The following is a 21,430-nucleotide window of genomic DNA, read 5'->3' as shown; positions in this document are numbered from 1 at the left end:
CATGCCGTTGGTTTTCCGCTTCGCCGCGCGATCCGATGTGGGCAGGGTCAGGTCGAAGAACGACGACTCCGCCTATGCCGGTCTGCACCTCGCCGTCGTGGCCGACGGCATGGGCGGGCACGTGGGCGGTGACGTCGCCAGCGCCTCCACCGTGCTGGACCTCGCCCCCCTGGACGCCAGCGGCTACGCCAGCCCGGCCACCGTGTTGCCGGACGAGATCCAGAACGCGAACCTGATCCTCAACGACCTGGTGCATGCCAGTCCCAAGCTCGCCGGGATGGGGACCACCTGCACGGCCATGCTGCTGGCCGGGGAGACCATCCACGTGGCCCACATCGGGGATTCGCGGGCCTACCGGTTCAAGGACGACACGTTCGAGCAGATCAGCGTCGACCACACCTTCGTCCAGCGGCTCGTGGACGAGGGACGCCTGGACCCCTCCGAGGCGGAGTCCCACCCCCACAAGAACGTGCTCATGCGGGTCCTCGGTGACGTGGACGCCTCGCCCGAATTGGATATCTCCGCGCTGGACGCCGCCCCCGGCGAGCGCTGGCTGCTCTGTTCGGATGGGCTGACGGCCGTGGTGCCGCCCTCCGTGATCGAGCAGAAGCTGCGGCACCGCGCCGACCTCCAGACGGTGGCGGACGAGCTCGTGGAGCTGACGCTCTCCGGCGGCGCCCCGGACAACGTCACCGTGGTGGTGCTCGAGGTCCAGCAGGCCGCCGAGGGCGAGTCCGAGGCCGGCACGCCGGCGCAGCTCTCCGAGCAGGCCCTCGCGGCCGCCACCCCCGCCCAGGCCGGGCCCGTCTCCGCCTCGCTGCTGCGCGAGGACCTCGAGTCCCGCCCCCACGTCCTGGTGGGGGCGGCCGAACTCGCCACCCAGACCGGCAAGATCCCGATCGTCACCCGGCGCAGCACCCAGAAGCGGGCCGCCGCCCTGCTCACCGGCGCCCCAGCCCTCGGGGACCAGGCCGAGGGGACCCACCCGCCGCGCGAACCCGTGCCCGCGGAGGCCGGCGCAGCCGCCACGGCGTCCGCTGACCTCATCGAGGGCCACCGCGCGCCGGAGGACTCCACCACGGACGGCCCCGCGGCGGACCCGCGGGGCCGGGAGGGGAACCGGGAGGAGGACCGGCCGCGCCGACGTCGTTCCGTGTTCATCCCGGTCTTCACCGCCCTGCTGGCCCTGATCTTCGCGGTGCTGCTGCTGTGGGGCTACCTCTGGACCCAGACCCAGTACTTCGTGGGCGCCCAGGACGGCCGGGTGGCCATCTTCAACGGGGTCTCCCAACGGCTCGGCCCGATCGAGCTCGCGCACCTGGACACCGAGACCGAGGTGTCCCTGGAGGAGCTGCCGGCCTATTCCCGCCAGCGCGTCGAGTCCGGGCTGCCGGCCCGGGACCTGGAGCACGCCCAGCAGATCGTCGACCAGCTGGAGACCTCGGTGGCCCCCGATCCCACTCCGTCCCCGAGTGCCTCGCCCAGTGACTCGGCCTCCCCCACCGGCTCCCCGTCGCCCTCGGGTTCCGCCACCACCTCGCCCGCCACCCCCTCAGGAGGTGATCGCTGATGCCCCAGGATCCAACGCTTCCCCGCCCGCGGCGCAACACCGAACTGGTGCTGCTGATCGTCGGCCTGTGCATCGGCATCGGCGCCAGCATGCTCGCCGGCCTGGGGATGGACCGGCCGATCACTTCCGACTACTGGGTGCAGGGGGCCGTGCTGGCCATCATGGCCCTCGTCTTCCACCTCGTGCTGCGGCTGCGCGCCCGGTACGCGGACCCCTACATCCTGCCGATCGTGGTCACCCTCAACGGCCTGGGCATCGCCATGATCCACCGCCTCGACGTGGCCGAGGGGGACAACGCCGCCGGCCGGCAGCTGATGTGGACCGTGCTGGCCATGGGCGTGGCCATCGTCCTGCTGTGGCTGCTCAAGGACCACCGGGTCCTGCGGCGCTGGCCCTACCTGTTCCTGGCCACCTCCGGCATCCTGCTGCTGCTTCCCTTGGTCCCGGGCCTGGGCGTGACCATCAACGGGGCGAGGATCTGGATCAACCTCGGCATCGGCACCTTCCAGCCCGGCGAGATCGCCAAGATCACCCTGGCCGTCTTCTTCGCGGGCTACCTCTCGGCCAACCGCGACCTGATCCTGCTGGCCGGCAAGAGGATCGGTCCGGTGACCTTCCCGCGCTTCCGGGACATGGGGCCGCTGATCATCGCGTGGCTGATCTCCATGGGCGTGCTGGTGTTCCAGCGTGACCTCGGATCGGCCATCCTGTTCTTCGGCCTGTTCATGGCCATGATCTACCTGGCCACCTCCCGCGTGTCCTGGATCATCCTCGGACTCGTCCTCGTGGCCGTGGGCGGGTTGCTCGCGGTGAACACGATCTCGCACGTGGGCCTGCGCGTGGACGCCTGGCTCAACGCCTTCGACCCGGAGGTCTACAACCGGGGGGCCGGCAGCTACCAGATCGTGCAGGGGTTGTTCGGGCTCGCCTCGGGCGGGCTCGTGGGCACCGGACTCGGTGGGGGACGGCCGGACATCGTGGCCTACGCCAACTCGGACATGATCATCGCCTCCTTCGGCGAGGAACTCGGATTCATCGGCCTCTCGGCGATCCTGATGCTCTTCGTCCTGCTGGTCACCCGGATGCTGCGCGCCGCCCTGGGCACCCGGGACTCCTTCGGCAAGCTGCTGGCCGCCGGGCTCGCCTTCACCATGGCCATGCAGTGCTTCGTGGTGATCGGCGGCGTCACCATGGTCATCCCGCTGACCGGACTCACCACCCCGTTCATGGCGGCCGGAGGCTCCTCCCTGCTGGCCAACTGGATCGTGGTGGCCCTCGTGCTGATGGTCTCCCAGTCCGCCCGCAAGCCGGTGGCGGTCGGGCCCATGGTCAACGCCTCCGGCTCCGGCTCGGGCCATCAGGACCGCACCGCCGGGGTCCCCCTGACCACGCCCGCGGGAGGTGTGACCGCATGAACCAGGCCATCCGCAACACGTGGGTCGTGGTCATCGCCATGTTCATGGTGCTGATCGTGGCCATCTCCATCATCCAGGTCCTGGCCGCCGATGCGCTGAAGAACAACGACTTCAACTCGCGCCAGCTCTACCAGGAGTTCGGCTCGGCGCGGGGGCCGATCCTGGTGGACGGCAATCCGATCGCCGAATCGGTGGAGTCCAAGGACGACTTCAACTTCCAGCGCGTCTACCACGACACCCACCTGTACTCGGGACTGACCGGCTTCTACTCCCTGACCTACGGCGCCACGGGACTGGAGGACAAGCTCAACCGCCACCTGGCCGGGTCCTCGGACGGCCAGTTCGTGGACCGGCTGATCCAGTTGTTCTCCGGCACCCAGATGGAGGGTGCGCAGGTGGAGCTGACCATCGATCCCGAGATGCAGGAACTGGCGTACTCGGTGATGCCCGAGGGCGTCCAGGGCTCCGTGGTCATCTCGGACCCCGCCACGGGGGATGTCCTGGCGATGGCCTCCAAGCCCAGCTATGACACGAACCTGCTGGCCACCCACAGCGGAGCCGAGGCCTCGGCCAACATGGAGGAGCTGCAGTCCGTGCCCGGGCTGAGCCCGTACGTGAACCGGCCCACCGCCTCCCTGCCGGCGCCGGGCTCCACCTTCAAGCTGATCGACACGGTGGCCATGCTCGAGTCCGGCGAGTACGAGCCGGACCAGGTGCTGGACGTCCCGGACTCCATCACCCTGCCGAACTCGAGCACCGAGCTGGGCAACTTCGGCGGCGGGCTGTGCGGGAACATGGACCGGGCCACCCTCGCCGAGATCTTCGCGCAGTCCTGCAACACGCCCTTCGCCACGGCCGCCATGGAGCTGGGCCAGGACCGGATCCGTCAGACGGCGGAGAACTTCGGCTTCAACCAGTCCTTCGAGATCCCGCTGACGGTGGCCGCCTCACAGTTCCCGGAGGACCTCGACGACGCCGCCCTGGCGCAGTCCTCGATCGGCCAGCGGGATGTGAAGGCCACCGCCCTGCAGATGAACATGGTCGCCGCGGCGATCGCCAATGACGGGACGCTGATGAAGCCGCAGCTGATCGACACCATCCGCGGCTCGGACCTGACCCTGCTGGAGGAGACGCAGCCGGAGGTCTTCCTGCGATCCACCACCCCGGACATCGCCGAGCAGATGACCGAGCTGATGCGCGGCCCCTTGGACGGCGGAACGGCCTACCGCGCCCAGTCCGACACCGTGGACATCGCGGCCAAGACCGGCACCGCCCAGTTGGGCGCGGACAACGACCTGGTCAACTCCTGGATCACCGGGTTCGCCCCCGCGGACGATCCCCAGGTGGCCGTCACGATCGTGTACCAGAACATCGACTTCGACCAAGGCAGCGCGCTGACGTCGACCAACCTGAAGGAAATCATGGAGGCGGTGGTCACACAGTGAGGCCGACATCGGGTATCACGCTGGGCGGCAGGTACCAGCTCACCGAACGCATCGCCATCGGCGGCATGGGTGAGGTCTGGAAGGCCAAGGACAAGGTCCTCGGGCGGCAGACGGCGGTGAAGATCCTCAAGGAGGAGTACACCGGGGACGCGAACTTCCTGCGCCGGTTCCGGGCGGAGGCCCAGCACACCGCGCTGCTGAACCACCCCGGCGTGGCCAACGTCTTCGACTACGGCGAGGAGGACGGCTCCGGCTACCTCGTCATGGAGCTCGTGCCCGGCCCGCCGCTCTCGGCGATCCTGGACAAGGAGAAGGTCCTCTCCCCGGACCGGACGCTGAACATCATGGCGCAGACCGCCCGGGCCCTCTCGGCCGCCCACTCCCAGGGACTGGTGCACCGTGACATCAAGCCGGGCAACCTGCTGATCACCCCGCACGGTCGCGTCAAGGTCACCGACTTCGGCATCGCCCGACTCGCGGACCAGGTGCCGCTGACGGCCACCGGACAGGTCATGGGGACCGCGCAGTACCTCGCCCCAGAGCAGGCCACCGGGCAGCAGGCCACCGGATCCTCGGACATCTACTCGCTCGGCGTCATCGGCTACGAGTGCCTCGTGGGGCACCGGCCCTTCTCGGGCGAGTCCCAGATCGCCATCGCGCTGGCCCAGGTCAACGACCCGCCGCCGCCCCTGCCGGACACCATCCCCGAGCCGGTGCGCGCGCTGATCATGTCCATGCTCGCCAAGGAGCCGCACGAGCGGCCCGCCAACGCCACCGCCCTGGCCGAGGCGGCCGAGGCCCTGCGCCGGCAGGACACCGCCTCCGCCGCCGCCGCGGTGCCCGGCATGATCCCGTTCCTCACCGGCGGCGCCGCGGCCGCGGCGGCGGCCGCCCAGGGCGCCCCCACCCAGGCCATGACCCAGGCGGTCGACTACTCGGGCATGTCCCAGACCCATGCCACCGAGGTCATCAGCGCTGCCTCCGGCTCGGAGAACACGGGCACGTCCGCGCTGCCCGTGGCCGGAGCCGGCGCGGCCGGTGCGGCCGGTGCGGCCGGCGCCATCTCCGCCACCGAGCATCCCGACGGCGGCCAGGACAGCGGAGCGTACGGCGCGCCGGGGGACGCGGAGCCGGGCTACAACGACGAGCTGGACCGCACGGCCGGGCGGAAGCGGCGTAGTCCGTGGACCTGGCCGCTGATCGGCCTGCTGGCGCTGATCGTGTTCGTCATCCTGGGGATCTGGCTGGGTCCCCAACTGACCGGTGGCGCTGGCGAGGAGTCCTCGGCGCCCCCCGCCTCGGAGAGCTCCTCGGCCTCGTCCTCGGAAGCGGCCTCCCCCTCGCCCAGCAGCTCCGAGCCCATCACCGAGTCCCCGAGCCCGAGCGAGACGGAGCCGGAGGCGGTCCGCATCCAGGCGGACCAGTACCTGGGCCGTGACTTCGAGGAGGTCGCAGGAGAATTGCGGGCCCTGGGGATGACCGTGGTCGCGGAGGAGGTCCAGAATGACGCCCCCGCGGGAACGGTGCTGCGGCTGGCCCCCACGGGCCAGGCCATCCCGCTGGGCACCGAGATCCTGGTCAACTACTCCTCCGGCCCGGAGCCCACCACGCCGCCTCCGTCCACCCCGGCCGAGACCACGCAACCGCCGTCCTCCTCGGTACCGGCCCCGAGCACGACCCCGCCGGCCACCTCCTCCGCCCCGACCACCACGGGCACGGCGTCGACGGCTCCCCAGGGCGCCTCGGCGCCCGAGCCCGGCGACGGTGAGGACGAGACACCGGAGGCGGCCGCGGACACCGACGGGGAACCCGCGGCGTAGGCTGTCGGTCGCTCCACCCAGGACCCCTTGCGAGAACAGGACGAATCACAGTGCCACATCAACGCATCCTCAACGGCCGGTACGAGGTCGGTGACCTCATCGGCCGGGGTGGCATGGCCGATGTGTTCCAGGGGCGGGACCAGAAGCTCGGCCGCCGGGTGGCGATCAAGCTCATGCGCCCGGACCTGGCCCGTGATCCGCAGTTCCAGTCCCGCTTCCACCGCGAGGCCCAGTCCTCCGCCGCGCTGAACCACCCCAACATCGTCTCCGTCTTCGACACGGGCGAGGAGCTGTTCGAGGACGGAGGCTACGAGGGAGTCGCCTGCCCCTTCATGGTCATGGAGTTCGTGGACGGACGGACCCTTCGGGACCTGCTGCGCCATGACGAGATCACCGTGGAGCAGGCCGTCGAGTGGACCTCCGGGGTGTTGACGGCCCTGAATTACAGCCATGAGGAGGGGATCGTCCACCGGGACATCAAGCCCGCCAACATCATGGTCACCAAGTCCGGCGCGGTGAAGGTCATGGACTTCGGCATCGCCCGGGCCCTGTCCGATTCCGCCGCCACGATGACGCAGACCCAGGCCGTGGTCGGCACGGCGCAGTACCTGTCCCCGGAGCAGGCCCGTGGCGAGTCCGTTGACTCGCGCTCCGACCTGTACTCGTCCGGCTGCCTGCTCTTCGAGCTGCTGACGGGGCGGCCGCCGTTCGTAGGGGATTCCCCCGTGGCCGTCGCCTACCAGCACGTGCGCGAGGAGCCGCCCGCCCCCTCCACCCTGAACCCCACGGTCTCGGCCTCCCTGGACGCCGTGGTCGCCAGCTCCCTGGCCAAGGACCGCGTGGAGCGCTTCCAGTCCGGCCTCGAGTTCCGTGCCGCGCTGATGCGGGCCCTGGAGGATCCCGACGCCGGCCACTCACCCCGGCCGGCCCGTGCGGCAGGTGCTGCGGGGGCTGCGGTGGCCGGGGCAGCGATGGCCGGGACGTCCGCGGACGGGCCCACCGAGACCATGACCACCGTGGAGTCCGCGGTGGAGGATCCGACGGCGGCGACCAGGGCTCTGCCCGCCGTCGGCTCCGATCCCGGTCCGGAACGCCTCTCGGCGACGGCGGATGCCCGTCACCTTGGCCCACCCACCGCCGCCACGCCGGCCGAACCGGCGGAGCCCACCGGGCATCCCCTGGACCTCGGCGGGACCCCGCCTCCTGACCGCGCCTCGAAGAATCGCAAGAGCCACCGGATCTGGGTGCCGATCCTCGTGGTCATCCTCGCCCTGGGCGCGGTGGCCGGCGGCTGGTTCCTCATGGACGAGCTGAACCGCCGCAATGTGGAGGCCAACCAGGTCTCCGTCCCCGCAGTCGCGAACATGACCCAGATCGAGGCCCAGAACGCCCTGACCTCCGCCGAGCTCCGTCCCATCCTGGATGAGGTGCATGACGACGAGGTCCAGCGGGACCTCGCGGTCGGCACCGAGCCCACCGCGGGGACCACCGCTCAGAAGGGCCAGGAGATCACGCTCTTCATCTCGTTGGGCCCGGAGCAGATCGAGATCCCGGCGGACCTGGCCGGCCAGTCGGAGGCCACGGCCCGGGACACCCTCGAGGGACTGGGACTGTCCATCTCCTCGGTGCGCTACGTCCCCTCCGCCGATGTGCCACGGGACCGGCTGGTCGAGACCTCCCCCGAGCTCGGTTCCACGGTGCGCTCCGGGGCCTCCGTCGAACTGCAGATGTCCTCCGGCAACGTGGCGGTCCCGAACGTCGTCGGCAGCACCCAGGACGAGGCGAAGGTTGCCCTGGAGGACCTCGGCCTGAGCATGACCGTGTCCATGGTGGAACGCGAGGCCCCGGTCGAGCCGGGAACGGTGGTCGGGCAGGAACAGGTGGAGGGTACGGAGGTCCCGCAGGGTTCCTCCGTCACGGTCGAGGTGGCCGAGGCCCCCGATGACCCCTCCCCGTCCCCGTCGAGTGAACCCGCTAGCCCCAGTGATGCGCCGTCGCCCTCCGGATCGCCCTCGCCCTCGCCCAGCGATTCCGGGAGCGCCTCGGGATCCGGCAGCGAGACGCCGGCGGCCGCGCCCGGACCCGGCAATAGCAATGGGCGCGGCAATGGGAATGGGCCCGGCAACAACAACAGCAACGGAAACAACAACGGCCGAGGCCCGAACGGCTAGCCGGTCCGGCCGGTCGGCAGCTGGTCAACCCGAGAGTCGGAGGTCGCTCAGCCCACCAGGGGTGAGAGCGTCTCCGCCCGGGCGGCCGCACCGGCCATGCCGAGGGACTCCAGCCAATTGGCGAGCATCCGGTAGCCGCCCTCGGTCAGCACGGACTCCGGGTGGAACTGCACCCCCCACAGCGGTGCCGTCCGGTGGGCCACACCCATGACGATCCCGCCCTCCGTCGCGGCGGTGATCTCCAACTCGTCCGGCACCGTGTCCCGGACGGCGGCCAGCGAGTGGTACCGGGTCGCCGTGAACGGCTCCGGCACCCCGGCGAACATGGGATGGTCCCCGTGCAGCACGCTGGAGGTCTTGCCGTGCATGAGCTCCTCGGAGTGCGTCACGGTGGCCCCGTAGGCCTCGGAGATCGCCTGGTGGCCCAGGCAGACCCCGTAGAGCGGCTTGGACTGCTCGGCGGCCCAGCGGACCAGGTCCACGCTGATGCCGGCCTCCGCCGGGGTGCCGGGCCCCGGAGAGAGCAGGATCCCCTCCCGGTCCGCGGCCAGCTCGGTCGCCTCGCCGAGACTCACGGCATCATTGCGCACCACCAGGGTGTCCGCCCCCAGCTCCCGCAGGTAGCCCACGAGGGTGTAGACGAAGCTGTCATAGTTGTCCACCACCAGGATCCGGGCAGCGGGGCTGGTGATTGCGGTCGGGGAGGTCATGCAGGGGTCCCATCGTGTCAGGAGGCGGCCGGGGTGGTCACGCCGGCCAGGCGGCGTTCGCCGCTAGACTGGCCCGGAAGTCTTCGTCTGAAGCAGAATACGCCGTGACCGGATTCGGTGCGGCGACGTGACCGACCGACCGTGAACAGGAACCGACGTGCCCGAGTCCAAGTCCCGCAAGACCGGCAACAAGGCAGCGAAGGCCGCGAAGGCCGATCGAGCTCAGCTGCGGGCTGAACGCCGCGCTCAGGAGCAGGAACCCGGCCCGCTGCCGACCTGGTACAAGGCCATCATGTTCGGGCTGATGATCGTCGGCCTGATCTGGATCGTCGTCTACTACCTCACCATGGGCGTGGCCCCCATCCCGCAGGCGGGCGGTTGGAACATCGGCATCGGCTTCGGCATCGCCTGCGTCGGCTTCCTGATGACCACCCGCTGGCGTTAGGCTGCCGGCCCTTCCGCCGCTCGTCCCCGGATGCCGAGGCGTCAGGTCCGTTCCGCACGGTACAGGTCCCGCAGCAGGCACATCTCCGCACCATGGTGGATGACCTCCCGGTTGATGTGCAGCACCAGTTCGAGCATCGGATGCTCCGCCCACGGTCCTTCCGCCTCACCCACGGGCTCCTCCAGCTCTGAGGGTCCCAGCGTGCCCACGGCATCGCACCAGCCCCCGACGGCGGCCCCCAGCCTCGCGTAGGCCTCCTCCGCTGTGCCCGGGTAGTCGTAGGTGAAGTAGTCCACGGCCGGGCCCCCGAAGTGGCCGGCCATCCGCGCGCCCACGACCCCCACGAGCACATGCGCCGTCCGCCAGGCGATCGTGGTGACCGGCGGCGGGCTGGGCTCCGGGACGGCGAAGTCCACCACCCATTCGCCGCTGCCCGCCTGGACCGCCCCGGGGTGCTCCGGGCTGGTGACCCCGCGCGGCCTGAGCCCCCAGGCGCCGCGCGCCGGCTCCCAGTGGTACTCCTCATCGGTCATCCCCTCGAGCCGCTGGGAGAGGTGATGCTCCCAGTGCCACCGCATCTGGTGGGCCAGTTCGTGCGAGAGGGCTGTGGAACCGCTGTCAGGGCCTGTGGATACGTCGTCGCCGTGGACCATCACCCGATCCTCCCCGCCTCGCCGCAATTGTGGAAGACTTCGTGCGTCCACCCTCCGAAACGCCAGGGTTATCCCCAGGCCGATCCGAGCGATCAATTGTCCATCTGACCAGCTCGTTTCTTGTCCACATCGCCATCCACAGGGGGAACAACACCGATGTCATTCATCCACAGTGTGGATAACGCCTGTGGATAACTCCGAAGTCAAATGACAACCGTGTCATTCCATCCACATCAGTGGATAACCCTGTGGACAAGCGTGCCGGACAGATCCACGGCTCACGCGTCCAGTCGCCGCTCGATCAGCTCAGGAAGGCTCAGCTGCCAGACCCCCACCACCGTCAGGAGCACCAGCACCGCCAGGATCCCCGCCAGGGCCAGCCACTGCACCGCGGACGCCCGCCCCGTGATCCGTGCGGTCCAGCCCGGACCATGCTGGCCCCGGGGCAGGTAGGCCAGCACCGCGGCACAGGCCGCCCCGGCCACGATCCCGCCCACGTGGCCCTGCCAGGAGATGTTGGCCCCCGGGACGAACGAGATCACCAGGTTCACGCCGATCAGCGCCGCGATACCGGTGACGTTGCCGCCGGTCTTGCGCATCACGATGAACAGCGCGGCGAAGAGCCCGTACACGGCGCCCGAGGCGCCCACCACGGGGATGTACGGGTTGGACAGGAGGAGTACCGCCACCGAGCCCCCGAACGCGGAGATCAGGTAGACCGCCAGGAACCGTGGCCAGCCCAGGATGGGTTCGAGGATCCTGCCCATGAGCCACAACGTGTACAGGTTGAGCACGATGTGCAGCGGATTGCCCAGTGAATGCAGGAACGCCGAAGTCAGCATCCGCCACGGCTCCATCTGGGCAGCGGAGGTGTGGAGGCCGGCGTAGAAGAACTGCTCCGTGAGGCCCATGCGCTGGCCCGAGGTGACCCACTGCAGCGCGTACATCACCACGCACAGGCCGATCATGGTCCAGGTGACCCACGGCAGACCCTGACGGGAGACCGCCATCGCGTGGGGCCTTCGCTGCTGCCGGACGGGGGCTTCAGCCCCGCCCTGGACCGGCATGCCCCACGGATCGGTCGCGGCGCTCCCGCCGGGCTGGCCCGCAACGGCCACGCAGTCCACACAGTGGATCCCGACGGCGGCCGGCCGCTGGCATTCGGGGCAGGCGGGCCGGCCACACCGCTGGCATCGGATGAACGAAGGGCGGTCCGGGTGGCGGGGACAGACCGGCAGCTGCCGGCCCGTCCCGCCGTCCGGACCGCCCGTGGTCTGGTGGGACAAAGGAGACTCAGGCTTCCTTGATCTCGATGGACTCGATGGAGACGGCCTCCAGCGGCTTGTCGCGGCCATCGGTGGCCACGGCGTTCAGCGCGTCGACGACCTTCTTCGAGTCCTCGTCCTTCACCTCGCCGAAGATCGTGTGCTTGCCCTGCAGCCAGGTGGTCGGCACCGTGGTGATGAAGAACTGCGAGCCGTTGGTGCCGCGGCCGTTCTGGAGGCCGGCGTTGGCCATGGCCAGCTTGTAGGGCGAGGCGAAGTCGAGATCGGGGCTGATCTCGTCGTCGAACTGGTAGCCCGGTCCGCCGAAGCCCTGGCCCAGCGGATCGCCGCCCTGGATCATGAAGTCCTTGATGATGCGGTGGAAGACGGTCCCGTTGTACAGCGGGGTGCCGTGGTGGGTCTCACCGGTCTCCGGGTGCTTCCACTCCTGCTCGCCGGTGGACAGGCCCACGAAGTTCTTCACGGTCTTCGGGGCGTGGTTGCCGTAGAGCTCAACGAGGATGTCCCCGGCGGTGGTCTTGATGGTGGCAATCTGGGTTGCAATGGCAGTCATGAACGCCATTGTTCCATCCCCGGTGGGCAGCAGGCCCCCAGGCGTCGGGCGATGCGGTGACTTCGCGCAGGGCCGAATCACTGTGGTCGGCCCCCGCCGTGCCGTCAGGGCGTCGAACCCGTAGGCTGTAGGCAGGACCGGCTGACCGGTGGGTTGCCGGCACAAACCAGTGCACAGCCGCACGTCATGGAGGTTCAGATGAGCAAGAAGACGACTGTTCCGAGCATTGAGGACCGTTTCAACGCCGGTATCGACCAGGCCGCCCACTGGGCCGCGCCGAAGGTCGAGGCCGCGCTGGCCTGGGCCGAACGTGGCCTGGGCGAGGGCAAGGCCCAGGGCAAGATGGCCGGCGAGCGGGCCTCCCACCAGGTCGCCGAGACGGTGGAGAAGCTGAGCCCGCAGGTCAAGGCCGGACTGGCTCAGGCCAACTCCGTCTGGTCGGACGCCGTCGGGAAGGTTTCCCCGGCGCTCGAGGGAGCCCGCAGCAGGGTCGAGGGTGAGTACGTCCCGGCCGCCTCCGCCCGGCTGGCCGACGTCGCGGGCCGCGCCTCCAAGGCCGCCCACGGGGCCAAGGTCTCTCCGGCCGTCGAGAACGCCCTGATCAACATCACCGGGGACAAGAAGGCCGTCAAGAAGCTGCGCAAGGCCACCGAGGAGTACGCGAAGGCCGCTCAGAAGCAGCTGAAGAAGCAGGCCAAGAAGGGGAACAAGGGCGGCAAGGGCTGGCTCATCGCCGGCATCGTCGTGGCCACCGGTGCGGCCGCCGTCGCCGTCTGGCAACTGACCAAGCCGGTCGAGGATCCCTGGAAGACCCCGGCGCCGGCCCCCCTGCCGAAGCAGCCCGCCCCGGCGACGGGCACCACCGCGGCCACGGGCACCGATCCGGACCTGGCCGAGAGCGCACCGTCCGTCCCGGCGGCTCCGGCCGCAGCGGCCGGAGCCGCAGCTCCCAGCGTCGCGGCCGGCAGCGCCACCGTGGACAGCGTGGACGGTGCCGAGGAGAGGGTCGAGGGCATTCCCGCCCCGAAGTCCGCGGAGTGATCGTCCGTGCCGTCGGCTCCCTCGGGAGCCGGCGGCACGCGGAAGGGCCCGGGACACCTGATGGTGTCCCGGGCCCTTCTCGTTTCCTTCGGTGGAGGCAAGGGGACTCGAACCCCTAACCCCCTGCTTGCAAAGCAGGTGCGCTACCAATTGCGCCATGCCCCCGAGGGATCTTCAGTTGTGCGGTTCCGCCTGGTGCCCGCCTGCGGCTCCCGGGTTGTCCAGCGAATCCGTCGCAGAGCTCCAGACCTGCTTGCCGCGTTCGTTCTCGCGCCACGAGCGGACTCCCAGCACGGCGGCGATGCCGGCTGCCACGACGGCCAGTCGGACTACCGGCTTCATGGTGCCACCTTCCCCGGCTCTCCAGCCGGATGGGGGAACTGCGTGGGTGGGCGTACCAAGACTTGAACTTGGGACCTCTTCGTTATCAGCGAAGCGCTCTAACCGCCTGAGCTATACGCCCTCATGTCCCGATCGTACGATGTCATCGCATCCCCGGAACGAGAGTCAACATTACCCCAGCCCGGCCGGCCGGCAAAATCGGCCTCCGCGCCAAGATCCTCCCCCCAAGTGCGCGTGCCTTGGGGGGGGGCAGAGATCACTGGTGATTCCTGCCCCATCCGTGCGGGGTCTCAGTCGTCGGTGAGCGTGACGCCGATGCCACCCACGAGGGTGGAGGAGATGTTGTACAGCACGGCCGCCAGCATGCTCAGGGCCGTCAGCAGCACCACGTTGACCACGGCGATGATCGTGGCGAAGGAGGCCACCTGTCCCAGAGAGATCAACTGCTGGACGGTGAAGGACCCGCCCTCGGAGCCGAGCACCTGGGCCAGCAGGTCGTTGACCTGGTCGAAGATGCCGGTGAGGTCCATGACGGTCCAGAGCACCACGGCACCCACCACCGTCACGATCCCCAGGGCCACCGACAGCAGGAACGCCATCTTCAGCACGGACCAGGGATCCACCTTGGAGACCAGCAACCGTGCCTTGCGGACCTTGGCCTTCGGCGCTGGGCGGACGAGTCCCTGCTGCGTGGGACGCTGAGTCGGCCGTTGGGGCCGGGACGCCCCGGTCCCCGTGGGACGGCTGCCCTGCGTGCGTGGGCTGCCCTGACGGGCGCCCTGGCTCGGGGGTCGCTGCTGTCCGCGGGGCGCGGCTCCCTGGGCCGAGGAACCGCCGGCCGGGCGCTGGCCTCCGGATCGGGGCGTTCCGGATGTGCTCACTACTGTCCTCCGTCAATCTCCGCATCCGGGTCGGACTCGACCCCTGCGGATTCGGTGGCTGTCACGGTCGTGTCGGTCCCCTCCGCGCTGGCGGGGGCGGCCGTCTCAGAGTCCAAGGGTACTTCACCCTCGGTAACATCCCCTTCAGTGCCCTCGCCGTTCTCGTCCGCCGCGCCATTGAGCTGCTTCTCGTTGTTGAGCGTGACCGCGATGATCTGGTCCTTCTTGTCCGGCTTGGCGAAGATCACGCCCATGGTGTTGCGCCCCTTGGCCGGGACCCCGGCCACGGCCGAGCGGACCACCTTGCCCGAGTTCATCACCACCAGCACCTCATCGGCCTCCTCCACCACGAGGCCGCCGGTCAGTTCGCCGCGGTCCTCCACGAAGTTGCCGACCTTGATCCCCAGGCCGCCACGGTTCTGCACGCGGTACTCGTCCACGGTGGATCGCTTGGCGTAGCCGCCGTCCGTGACGGTGAAGACGAAGGCGTCCTGGCGGATCACGTCCGCCGTCAGCAGCTCGTCGCCCTGGCGGAACTTCATCCCCGTCACCCCGGAGGTGGCGCGGCCCATCGGGCGCAGGGCCTCGTTGGTGGCGTTGAAGCGCAGGGACTGCCCGTTCTTGGAGATCAGGATCAGGTCGTCCTCCTCCGAGACCAGCTTGGCGGAGACCACCTCGTCCCCCTCGCGCAGCCGGATGGCGATCACGCCGGCGCTGCGATTCGTGTCGTAGTCCGCCAGGAGGGTCTTCTTCACGAGGCCCTCGCGGGTCGCCAGGACCAGGTACGGGGCCCGTCCGTAGTCGGCGAGCGGCAGGACCTGGGCGATCCGCTCCTCCGGTTGGAAGGCCATGAGGTTGGCCACGTGCTGACCCTTGGCGTCGCGGCCCGCCTCCAGCAGCTCGTAGGTCTTGATGCGGTAGACCCGGCCCAGGTTGGTGAAGAACAGGATCCAGTGGTGGGTGGAGGTGGTGAAGAAGTGCTCCACCACGTCGTCCTCCCGCAGGGTGGCACCCCGCACGCCCTTGCCGCCGCGGTTCTGGGCGCGGTAGTTGTCGATCCGCGTGCGCTTGATGTATCCGCCGCGGGTGATGGTGACGACCATCTCCTCCTCGGGGATGAGGTCCTCCACCGACATGTCACCGTCGTAGCCGTACATGATCTCGGAACGGCGGTCATCCCCGTACTTCTCGCCGATCTCGGCCAGTTCCACCGAGACCACCTCGCGCTGGCGCTCCGGGGAGTCCAGGATCTTGTTGTACTCCGCGATCTTGGCCTGCAGTTCGTCGTACTCGTCCTGGGTCTTCTGCCGTTCCAACGCTGCGAGGGAGCGCAGCTGCATGTCCAGGATGGCGCGGGCCTGGGCCTCATCGATGTCCAGCAGACCCATCAGTGCGGTCCGGGCGGCATCCGCACTGGAGGAGGCGCGGATGGTGGCGATGACCTCGTCCAGCATGTCCAGGGCCTTGAGCAGTCCCAGCAGGATGTGCGCCCGCTCCTCGGCCTTCTTCTTCCGGAAGGCGGTGCGCCGGACGATGACCTCGATCTGGTGCATCACCCAGTGGTGCACGAAGCCGTCGAGGGACAGGGTGCGGGGTACCCCGTCCACGAGGGCAAGCATGTTGGCGGAGAAGTTCTCCTGCAGCTGCGTGTGCTTGTAGAGGTTGTTCAGCACCACCTTGGCCACGGCGTCGCGCTTGAGCACGATCACCAGCCGCTGACCGGTGCGGCCCGAGGTCTCGTCCCGCATATCTGCTATCCCGGAGAGCTTGCCGTCCCGGACCATCTCGGCGATCTTCGCGGCCAGGTTGTCCGGGTTGGCCATGTACGGCAGTTCGGTGACCACCAGGCAGGTGCGGCCCTGGATCTCCTCCACATTGACCACGGCGCGCATGGTGATCGAACCGCGGCCGGTGCGGTAGGCCTCCTCGATGCCCTTGCGACCCAGGATCTGGGCGCCGCTGGGGAAATCCGGGCCCTTGATCCGCTGCATCAGGGCGGCGAGCAGCTCCTCACGGGAGGCCTCGGGGTGCTCCAGGTACCACTGCACGCCCTCGATCACCTCCCGCATATTGTGCGGCGGGATGTTCGTGGCCATGCCCACCGCGATGCCGGAGGAACCGTTGACGAGCAGGTTGGGGAACCGGGCCGGCATGACCGTGGGTTCCTGTTCCTTGCCGTCATAGTTGTCCTGGTAGTCGACCGTGTCCTCGTGGATGTCCCGGACCATCTCCATGGCCAGTGGGGCCATCTTGGTCTCGGTGTACCGCTGGGCGGCCGCGCCGTCATTGCCGGGGGAGCCGAAGTTGCCCTGGCCCAGCGCCAGTGGGTACCGCATGACCCAGTCCTGGATCAGGCGCACGAGGGCGTCGTAGATCGCAGAGTCACCGTGCGGGTGATAGGTGCCCATCACGTCGCCGACGATGCGGGCGGACTTGTTGAACGAACGGTCCGGACGGTAGCCGCCGTCGAACATCCCGTACAGCACGCGCCGGTGAACCGGCTTGAGGCCGTCCCGCACGTCCGGCAGCGCGCGGCCCACGATCACGGCCATGGCGTAGTCCAGGTAGGACCGCTTCATCTCCGTCTGCAGGTCCACCTGCTCGACCTTGTCATGGCCGGAGAGCGCCGGGGCGATCACCGGCACATCCCCGCCCTCCGGAGTGCCGGCGTCGGAGGTGGTGTTCTCGGGGTTCTCGGGGTTCTGCTCGTCAGTCACGCGCGGTGTCCTCAGGTCTCGTCAATGGGGGCCGGGGCGGGTCGGCGCCGGGCTGGCCGGCGATCCGGACCCTGCCCCGGGCGCTGGGTCAGGTGTATGGGCTGGATTCAGATATCCAGGAAGCGGACGTCCTTGGCGTTCTGCTGGATGAAGTTCCGGCGCGACTCGACGTCCTCGCCCATCAGCATGGAGAAGATCTCGTCCGCCGCCGCGGCGTCGTCCATGGTGACCTGCAGCAGGGTCCGGTGCTCCGGGTCCATGGTGGTGTCCCACAGCTCCTGGTAGTCCATCTCACCCAGGCCCTTGTAGCGCTGGATGCCGTTGTCCTTCGGGTAGCGCCAGCCCCTCGCCACGCCGGCGGCCAGGGCCCGGTCCCGCTCCTCGTCCGAGAAGACGTAGTCGTGCGGGGCGTTGGACCACTTGATGCGGTAGAGCGGCGGCTGCGCCAGGAACACGAAGCCGTGCTCGATCAGCGGGCGCATGTAGCGGAACAGCACCGTCAGCAGCAGCGTGGTGATGTGCTGGCCGTCCACGTCCGCGTCCGCCATCAGCACGATCTTGTGGTACCGCAGCTTGGTGATGTCGAACTCCTCACCGATGCCCGTGCCGAAGGCCGTGATCATCGACTGGACCTCGGCGTTGGACAGGGCCCGGTCCAGGCGGGCGCGCTCCACGTTCAGGATCTTGCCGCGCAGCGGCAGGATCGCCTGGGTGGTGGGGTTGCGGCCCTGCTTGGCCGAGCCGCCCGCGGAGTCGCCCTCCACGATGTAGACCTCGCACTCCACGGGATTCTTCGAGGAGCAGTCCGCGAGCTTGCCGGGCATCCCGAAGGACTCCAGCGGGGACTTGCGCCGGGCGTTGTCCCTCGCCTTGCGGGCCGCCAGTCGGGCCTGGGAGGCCAGCTGGGCCTTGCGGATGATGTCCCGGGCGGGGCCGGGGTTGCGTTCGAGCCAGTCGCCGAGCTGGTCCGAGACGATCTTCTGGATGAAGCCCTTGGCCTCGGAGTTGCCGAGCTTGGTCTTGGTCTGCCCCTCGAACTGCGGCTCGGAGAGCTTGACGGAGAGCACGGCGGTCAGGCCCTCGCGGACGTCGTCGCCGGAGAGGTTGTCGTCCTTGGCCCGCAGGATCTCCTTGTCCCGCGCGTAGCGGTTGACCAGGGAGGTCAGTGCCGCGCGGAAGCCCTCCTCGTGGGTGCCGCCCTCATGCGTGTTGATGGTGTTCGCGTAGGTGTGCACGGACTCCGAGTAGGCGGTGGTCCACTGCATGGCCACCTCCGCGGCCATCTTGCGGTCCGTGTCCTCGGTCTCGAAGGCGATGACGTCCTCGTGGACCATCTCGACCTTCTTGTTCGAGTTCAGGTGCTGGACGTAGTCGAGCAGTCCGTTCTCGTACTTGTAGTCGACCATCCGCTTCTTCGGCGCGGGCAGTTCCTCGCCGATCGTGTCCGGGTTCGGCTCGGCGTCGGCCTGGAGGGCCTGGTCCTCGTCGGTCCCCGGGACGCCGTCGCCGTCGGTGTCGCCGGCGATCTCGTCCTTCTGGATCTCGTTGGTCTCGATGGGCCGCTCGTCCGTCAGGGTGATGCGCAGCCCCTTGTTCAGGAACGCCATCTGCTGGAAGCGGGCCCGGAGGGTCTCGAAGTCGAACTCGACCGACTCGAAGATCCCGGCGTCCGGGTAGAACGTCTGGGTGGTGCCGGTGTCCTCCGCGTCCCCGAGCCTGATCAGCTCTCCCTGCGGCATGCCGCCGTCGGCGAAGTTCATCTGCCACGCGGCGCCGTCGCGCCGGATCTCGGTCTGCACCCGGGAGGACAGCGCGTTCACCACGGAGATGCCCACGCCGTGCAGCCCGCCGGAGACCGCGTACCCGCCGCCGCCGAACTTGCCGCCGGCGTGCAGGATCGTCATGACGACCTCCACGGTGGGCTTGCCCTCGGTGGGGTGCATCTCCACGGGTATGCCGCGTCCGTTGTCCTGGACCTGCACGCCGCCGTCGGCCCGCAGGGTCACGTGGATGGTGTCGCAGTAGCCGGCCAGGGCCTCGTCCACCGAGTTGTCCACCACCTCGTACACCAGGTGGTGCAGCCCGCGCGGGCCCGTGGAGCCGATGTACATGCCCGGCCGCTTGCGGACCGCCTCCAGCCCCTCGAGGACGGTGATGTCCCCGGCACCGTACTCATGCTCCACCCTGCGGGTGGCCTGGGTGATCTGCGTGGAGGTGGTGTCCCCCTCCACCACCTCTCCGGTGACGGACTCGACAGGCTCGGAGCCCTCGACTGCGGGATCCTGCGGAATGCCGCTCTGATCAGTGCCGTTGTTCTCTTCGGCCACGGGCGTCTACGGCTCCTCTGGTGGTGGGATCAAGCTGGGCAACATGTGTGCCGATGCGGGCCCCTGCACGCTGGGCGCGGGGTCTTCCCACTTCGGCACGTTTCCTTCACATTCTACCCCCCGGAGCGCGGATTCGTGGTCTCATCTGGTCCGCTCGGGGGATAAAACATGTCCTCTAAGGAACAGAATCGCGGATCCGGCCCGCCAGGGATGCCACTATCCGGTCCCGGTTCACCCACCGGGGGTTGAGTTCGCCAAATCGCCGTTGGCGGGTTCCACGGTGGGCACCTCCGTCAGCCGTAGGTGTCCCGCGGTCCACGCCCCTTGACCACGCGGGGCCCCTTGCGCCAGGACGGGGCGGCGGGGCCGGCCACCCGCAGGCTGGTCACGATCCCCGGCCCGAGGGCCTGTTCGAAGCGCTGCAGCAGGGCCGGCGTGAGGAGCTTGAGCTGTGTGGCCCAGGCGGTGGAGTCACATCGCACGGTCACCACGGCGTTCTCGAAGCTCTCCGGGCGGCAGTGCAGCCCGATGTCCGCCCCCACCAGCTCATCCCACCGGGACAGCACGGATCCCACGGCCACCGGGGAGGACCAGCCGCGTTCGGTGACGAGCCGGCCGAACACGTCCCCCACCATCCGCGGGTCCCGCGCATCCAGATCACGACGCCGGCCCCCTCCGGATCCGCTGGTGCGCCCGGTTGCCGCGGCGGTCCCCGCGGCGCCACGGCCACTGACGGCCGGGCGGCGACGGCGGACCTCCCCCCGGGACTCGGCGGCCTGCCGGACCCGGTTCAGCGCCACGACCGCCGCATCGGGTTCATCCTCGATCCCGTCCGGAGACGCCTCGCGCTCCGGCAGCGGGCCTTGATCCGCACCATCTGTACTCATGGATCTGCGCTCACGGCTGGATCTCACTGCCTGTCTCCGTGAGGACCACGCCGATGCGGGGGCCGTCCAGCTCCTCCGGGATGTCTCCGGCCACGGCAGCGGTCACCAGCAGTTGCTCGGCCCCGGCGGCCAGGGCCGCCAGCCGGCTGCGCCGGTCGGCGTCGAGTTCGGCGAACACGTCGTCGAGGATGAGCACCGGCCGGGCGTCGGGATCAGGATCGTCCGCGACCAGCACCTGGTAGCTGGCGAGCTTGAGGGACAGGGCGATGGACCACGTCTCCCCGTGGGAGGCGAACCCCTTGACGGGGGCAGGGCCCAGGGTCAGGGCCAGGTCGTCCCGGTGCGGTCCCACCAGGGTGACTCCACGGTCGCGTTCAGCCTTACGGTGGGACTCGAGTTCGGCCAGGAGCGCAGCGTGCAGGGTCGGTTCGTCCGGGATCTCCTGGTGCTGCCCGGTAGCCAAGGGCAGGGTGGACTCGTAGCTGAAGCCTGCGGCCTTCCGCCCCTCCGCCAGGGCGGTGTAGGACTCGGTCAGGGGTCCGGCCAGCATCTGCAGCACGTGCAGGCGTCCGTTGAGGACCCTGGCCCCGGCCCGGGACAGGTGTTCGTCCCACACCCCCAGGGTGTGCCCGTGGTCCTCGGTCCAGGTCCCGGAGAGCTTGGCATTCTTCAGCAGCGCGTTGCGCTGCTTCAGGACCCGGTCGTAGTCGCTGCGGGCATCGCCGAGGGCCGGCCTCAGTTGCACCACCAGGTCGTCCAGGAACCGGCGGCGGACGGAGGGATCCCCACTGATCAGGGCCAGGTCCTCGGGGGCGAACAGCACGGACCGCAGCAGTCCCAGACCCTCCCGGGCCCGCTGGGGTGCGCCGCGGTTCACCGCAGCCCGGTTGGACTTGCCGGGATTGATCTCCACCTCCAGGGACACCGCCCGCTCACCGCGGTGGATGCGGCCCCGGATGATGGCCTGAGAGGCCCCGAACCGCACGAGCGGCGTGTCCTGGGAGACCCGATGCGAAGCCTGCGTGGCCAGGTAGCCGACGGCCTCCACCACGTTCGTCTTGCCGACCCCATTGGACCCCACCAGCACGTTGGTCCCCGGCACCAGTGCGAGGTCTGCCTGGGCGTAGGAGCGGTACTGGGTCAGGGAGAGGTGGGAGAGGTACACGG

The 21,430-nt window shown here is 69.4% G+C and carries 17 protein-coding genes and 2 tRNA genes; 7 read left to right on the top strand and 12 right to left on the bottom strand.

The features are described from left to right. Window position 1: 1 nt before the first annotated feature. Genes RE421_RS03055 through pknB form a run of 5 tightly spaced genes read left to right on the top strand, consistent with a single transcriptional unit; the run spans window position 2 to window position 8,421 of the window. Entirely contained in the window at window positions 2–1,570 is a 1,569-nt protein-coding gene (locus tag RE421_RS03055; protein WP_309814132.1) for a protein phosphatase 2C domain-containing protein, read from the top strand. Next, window positions 1,570–2,985: an FtsW/RodA/SpoVE family cell cycle protein gene (locus RE421_RS03050; RefSeq protein WP_309814130.1), complete on the top strand. Its 1,416-nt coding sequence runs from the start codon at window positions 1,570–1,572 to the stop codon at window positions 2,983–2,985. The genes RE421_RS03055 and RE421_RS03050 overlap by 1 nt, the downstream gene beginning before the upstream one ends. Beyond that, complete coding sequence (locus tag RE421_RS03045) at window positions 2,982–4,430, top strand: penicillin-binding transpeptidase domain-containing protein (RefSeq protein WP_309814125.1); 1,449 nt, start codon at window positions 2,982–2,984, stop codon at window positions 4,428–4,430. Before RE421_RS03050 ends, RE421_RS03045 begins: the two co-directional genes overlap by 4 nt. After that, entirely contained in the window at window positions 4,427–6,250 is a 1,824-nt protein-coding gene (locus RE421_RS03040; protein WP_309814121.1) for a protein kinase domain-containing protein, read from the top strand. Before RE421_RS03045 ends, RE421_RS03040 begins: the two co-directional genes overlap by 4 nt. 50 nt (window positions 6,251–6,300) lie before the next feature. After that, window positions 6,301–8,421: a Stk1 family PASTA domain-containing Ser/Thr kinase gene (pknB, locus tag RE421_RS03035; protein WP_309814118.1), complete on the top strand. Its 2,121-nt coding sequence runs from the start codon at window positions 6,301–6,303 to the stop codon at window positions 8,419–8,421. Between the two features lie 47 nt (window positions 8,422–8,468). Here the strand turns inward: pknB and RE421_RS03030 are convergent, their stop codons facing one another. Then, the gene (locus RE421_RS03030) at window positions 8,469–9,131 is read right to left on the bottom strand and encodes a glutamine amidotransferase-related protein (protein ID WP_309814115.1); all 663 of its coding nucleotides are present in this window, start codon (window positions 9,129–9,131) and stop codon (window positions 8,469–8,471) included. Between the two features lie 157 nt (window positions 9,132–9,288). Between RE421_RS03030 and RE421_RS03025 the strand changes: the two genes are divergently transcribed. Beyond that, the gene (locus RE421_RS03025) at window positions 9,289–9,576 is read left to right on the top strand and encodes a cell division protein CrgA (protein ID WP_309814111.1); all 288 of its coding nucleotides are present in this window, start codon (window positions 9,289–9,291) and stop codon (window positions 9,574–9,576) included. 41 nt (window positions 9,577–9,617) lie between these two features. On the opposite strand, the gene RE421_RS03020 is transcribed toward RE421_RS03025, so the two are convergent. From RE421_RS03020 to RE421_RS03010, 3 genes are all read right to left on the bottom strand, one after another. Then, the gene (locus RE421_RS03020; RefSeq protein ID WP_309814108.1) at window positions 9,618–10,229 is read right to left on the bottom strand and encodes a DinB family protein; all 612 of its coding nucleotides are present in this window, start codon (window positions 10,227–10,229) and stop codon (window positions 9,618–9,620) included. A gap of 278 nt (window positions 10,230–10,507) precedes the next feature. Continuing rightward, window positions 10,508–11,239 (bottom strand): rhomboid family intramembrane serine protease, encoded by a 732-nt coding sequence (locus tag RE421_RS03015; protein ID WP_309814104.1) that lies wholly within the window; start codon window positions 11,237–11,239, stop codon window positions 10,508–10,510. Window positions 11,240–11,522: 283 nt separating this feature from the next. After that, window positions 11,523–12,068 (bottom strand): peptidylprolyl isomerase, encoded by a 546-nt coding sequence (locus RE421_RS03010; protein WP_309814102.1) that lies wholly within the window; start codon window positions 12,066–12,068, stop codon window positions 11,523–11,525. Window positions 12,069–12,266: 198 nt separating this feature from the next. On the opposite strand from RE421_RS03010, the gene RE421_RS03005 reads away from it, so the two are divergent. Then, entirely contained in the window at window positions 12,267–13,109 is an 843-nt protein-coding gene (locus tag RE421_RS03005; protein ID WP_309814099.1) for a hypothetical protein, read from the top strand. 92 nt (window positions 13,110–13,201) lie between these two features. On the opposite strand, the gene RE421_RS03000 is transcribed toward RE421_RS03005, so the two are convergent. The 8 genes from RE421_RS03000 to recF all read right to left on the bottom strand — a co-directional run bounded on the left by RE421_RS03000 (window position 13,202) and on the right by recF (window position 21,428). Further along, a tRNA-Ala gene (locus tag RE421_RS03000) sits at window positions 13,202–13,274 on the bottom strand. 9 nt (window positions 13,275–13,283) lie between these two features. After that, window positions 13,284–13,451, bottom strand: coding sequence for a hypothetical protein (locus tag RE421_RS02995; RefSeq protein WP_309814096.1), 168 nt, complete (start codon window positions 13,449–13,451; stop codon window positions 13,284–13,286). A gap of 47 nt (window positions 13,452–13,498) precedes the next feature. Further along, window positions 13,499–13,572, bottom strand: a tRNA-Ile gene (locus RE421_RS02990). A 169-nt stretch (window positions 13,573–13,741) separates the two neighbouring features. Then, entirely contained in the window at window positions 13,742–14,332 is a 591-nt protein-coding gene (locus RE421_RS02985) for a DUF3566 domain-containing protein (protein WP_309814093.1), read from the bottom strand. Further along, window positions 14,332–17,049 carry a DNA gyrase subunit A gene (gyrA, locus tag RE421_RS02980; protein ID WP_396134566.1) on the bottom strand — a complete coding sequence of 906 codons (2,718 nt, stop codon included), beginning with the start codon at window positions 17,047–17,049 and terminating at the stop codon, window positions 14,332–14,334. The genes RE421_RS02985 and gyrA overlap by 1 nt, the downstream gene beginning before the upstream one ends. 107 nt (window positions 17,050–17,156) lie before the next feature. Then, entirely contained in the window at window positions 17,157–19,280 is a 2,124-nt protein-coding gene (gene gyrB / locus RE421_RS02975) for a DNA topoisomerase (ATP-hydrolyzing) subunit B (RefSeq protein WP_396134627.1), read from the bottom strand. A 389-nt stretch (window positions 19,281–19,669) separates the two neighbouring features. Then, entirely contained in the window at window positions 19,670–20,263 is a 594-nt protein-coding gene (locus RE421_RS02970) for a DciA family protein (RefSeq protein WP_309814090.1), read from the bottom strand. 10 nt (window positions 20,264–20,273) lie between these two features. Then, the gene (recF, locus tag RE421_RS02965; protein ID WP_309814087.1) at window positions 20,274–21,428 is read right to left on the bottom strand and encodes a DNA replication/repair protein RecF; all 1,155 of its coding nucleotides are present in this window, start codon (window positions 21,426–21,428) and stop codon (window positions 20,274–20,276) included. Between the last annotated feature and the right edge of the window lie 2 nt (window positions 21,429–21,430).

The sequence above is a fragment of the Citricoccus sp. I39-566 genome (assembly GCF_031432995.1).
Classification (GTDB): Bacteria; Actinomycetota; Actinomycetes; order Actinomycetales; family Micrococcaceae; genus Citricoccus; species Citricoccus nitrophenolicus_A.
Note: the sequence above shows the minus strand (reverse complement) of the source record. Positions and strands in the feature narration are given on the sequence as shown.

What these genes read in the sequence shown, in the direction of transcription:
- RE421_RS02970 (WP_309814090.1), bottom strand. Translation starts at nt 20,263, where the DNA reads ATGAGTACAGATGGTGCGGATCAAGGCCCGCTGCCGGAGCGCGAGGCG.
- RE421_RS03055 (WP_309814132.1), top strand. Translation starts at nt 2, where the DNA reads ATGCCGTTGGTTTTCCGCTTCGCCGCGCGATCCGATGTGGGCAGGGTC.
- RE421_RS03050 (WP_309814130.1), top strand. Translation starts at nt 1,570, where the DNA reads ATGCCCCAGGATCCAACGCTTCCCCGCCCGCGGCGCAACACCGAACTG.
- RE421_RS03005 (WP_309814099.1), top strand. Translation starts at nt 12,267, where the DNA reads ATGAGCAAGAAGACGACTGTTCCGAGCATTGAGGACCGTTTCAACGCC.
- RE421_RS03015 (WP_309814104.1), bottom strand. Translation starts at nt 11,239, where the DNA reads ATGGCGGTCTCCCGTCAGGGTCTGCCGTGGGTCACCTGGACCATGATC.
- RE421_RS03020 (WP_309814108.1), bottom strand. Translation starts at nt 10,229, where the DNA reads ATGGTCCACGGCGACGACGTATCCACAGGCCCTGACAGCGGTTCCACA.
- RE421_RS03045 (WP_309814125.1), top strand. Translation starts at nt 2,982, where the DNA reads ATGAACCAGGCCATCCGCAACACGTGGGTCGTGGTCATCGCCATGTTC.
- RE421_RS03010 (WP_309814102.1), bottom strand. Translation starts at nt 12,068, where the DNA reads ATGACTGCCATTGCAACCCAGATTGCCACCATCAAGACCACCGCCGGG.
- RE421_RS02995 (WP_309814096.1), bottom strand. Translation starts at nt 13,451, where the DNA reads ATGAAGCCGGTAGTCCGACTGGCCGTCGTGGCAGCCGGCATCGCCGCC.
- RE421_RS03030 (WP_309814115.1), bottom strand. Translation starts at nt 9,131, where the DNA reads ATGACCTCCCCGACCGCAATCACCAGCCCCGCTGCCCGGATCCTGGTG.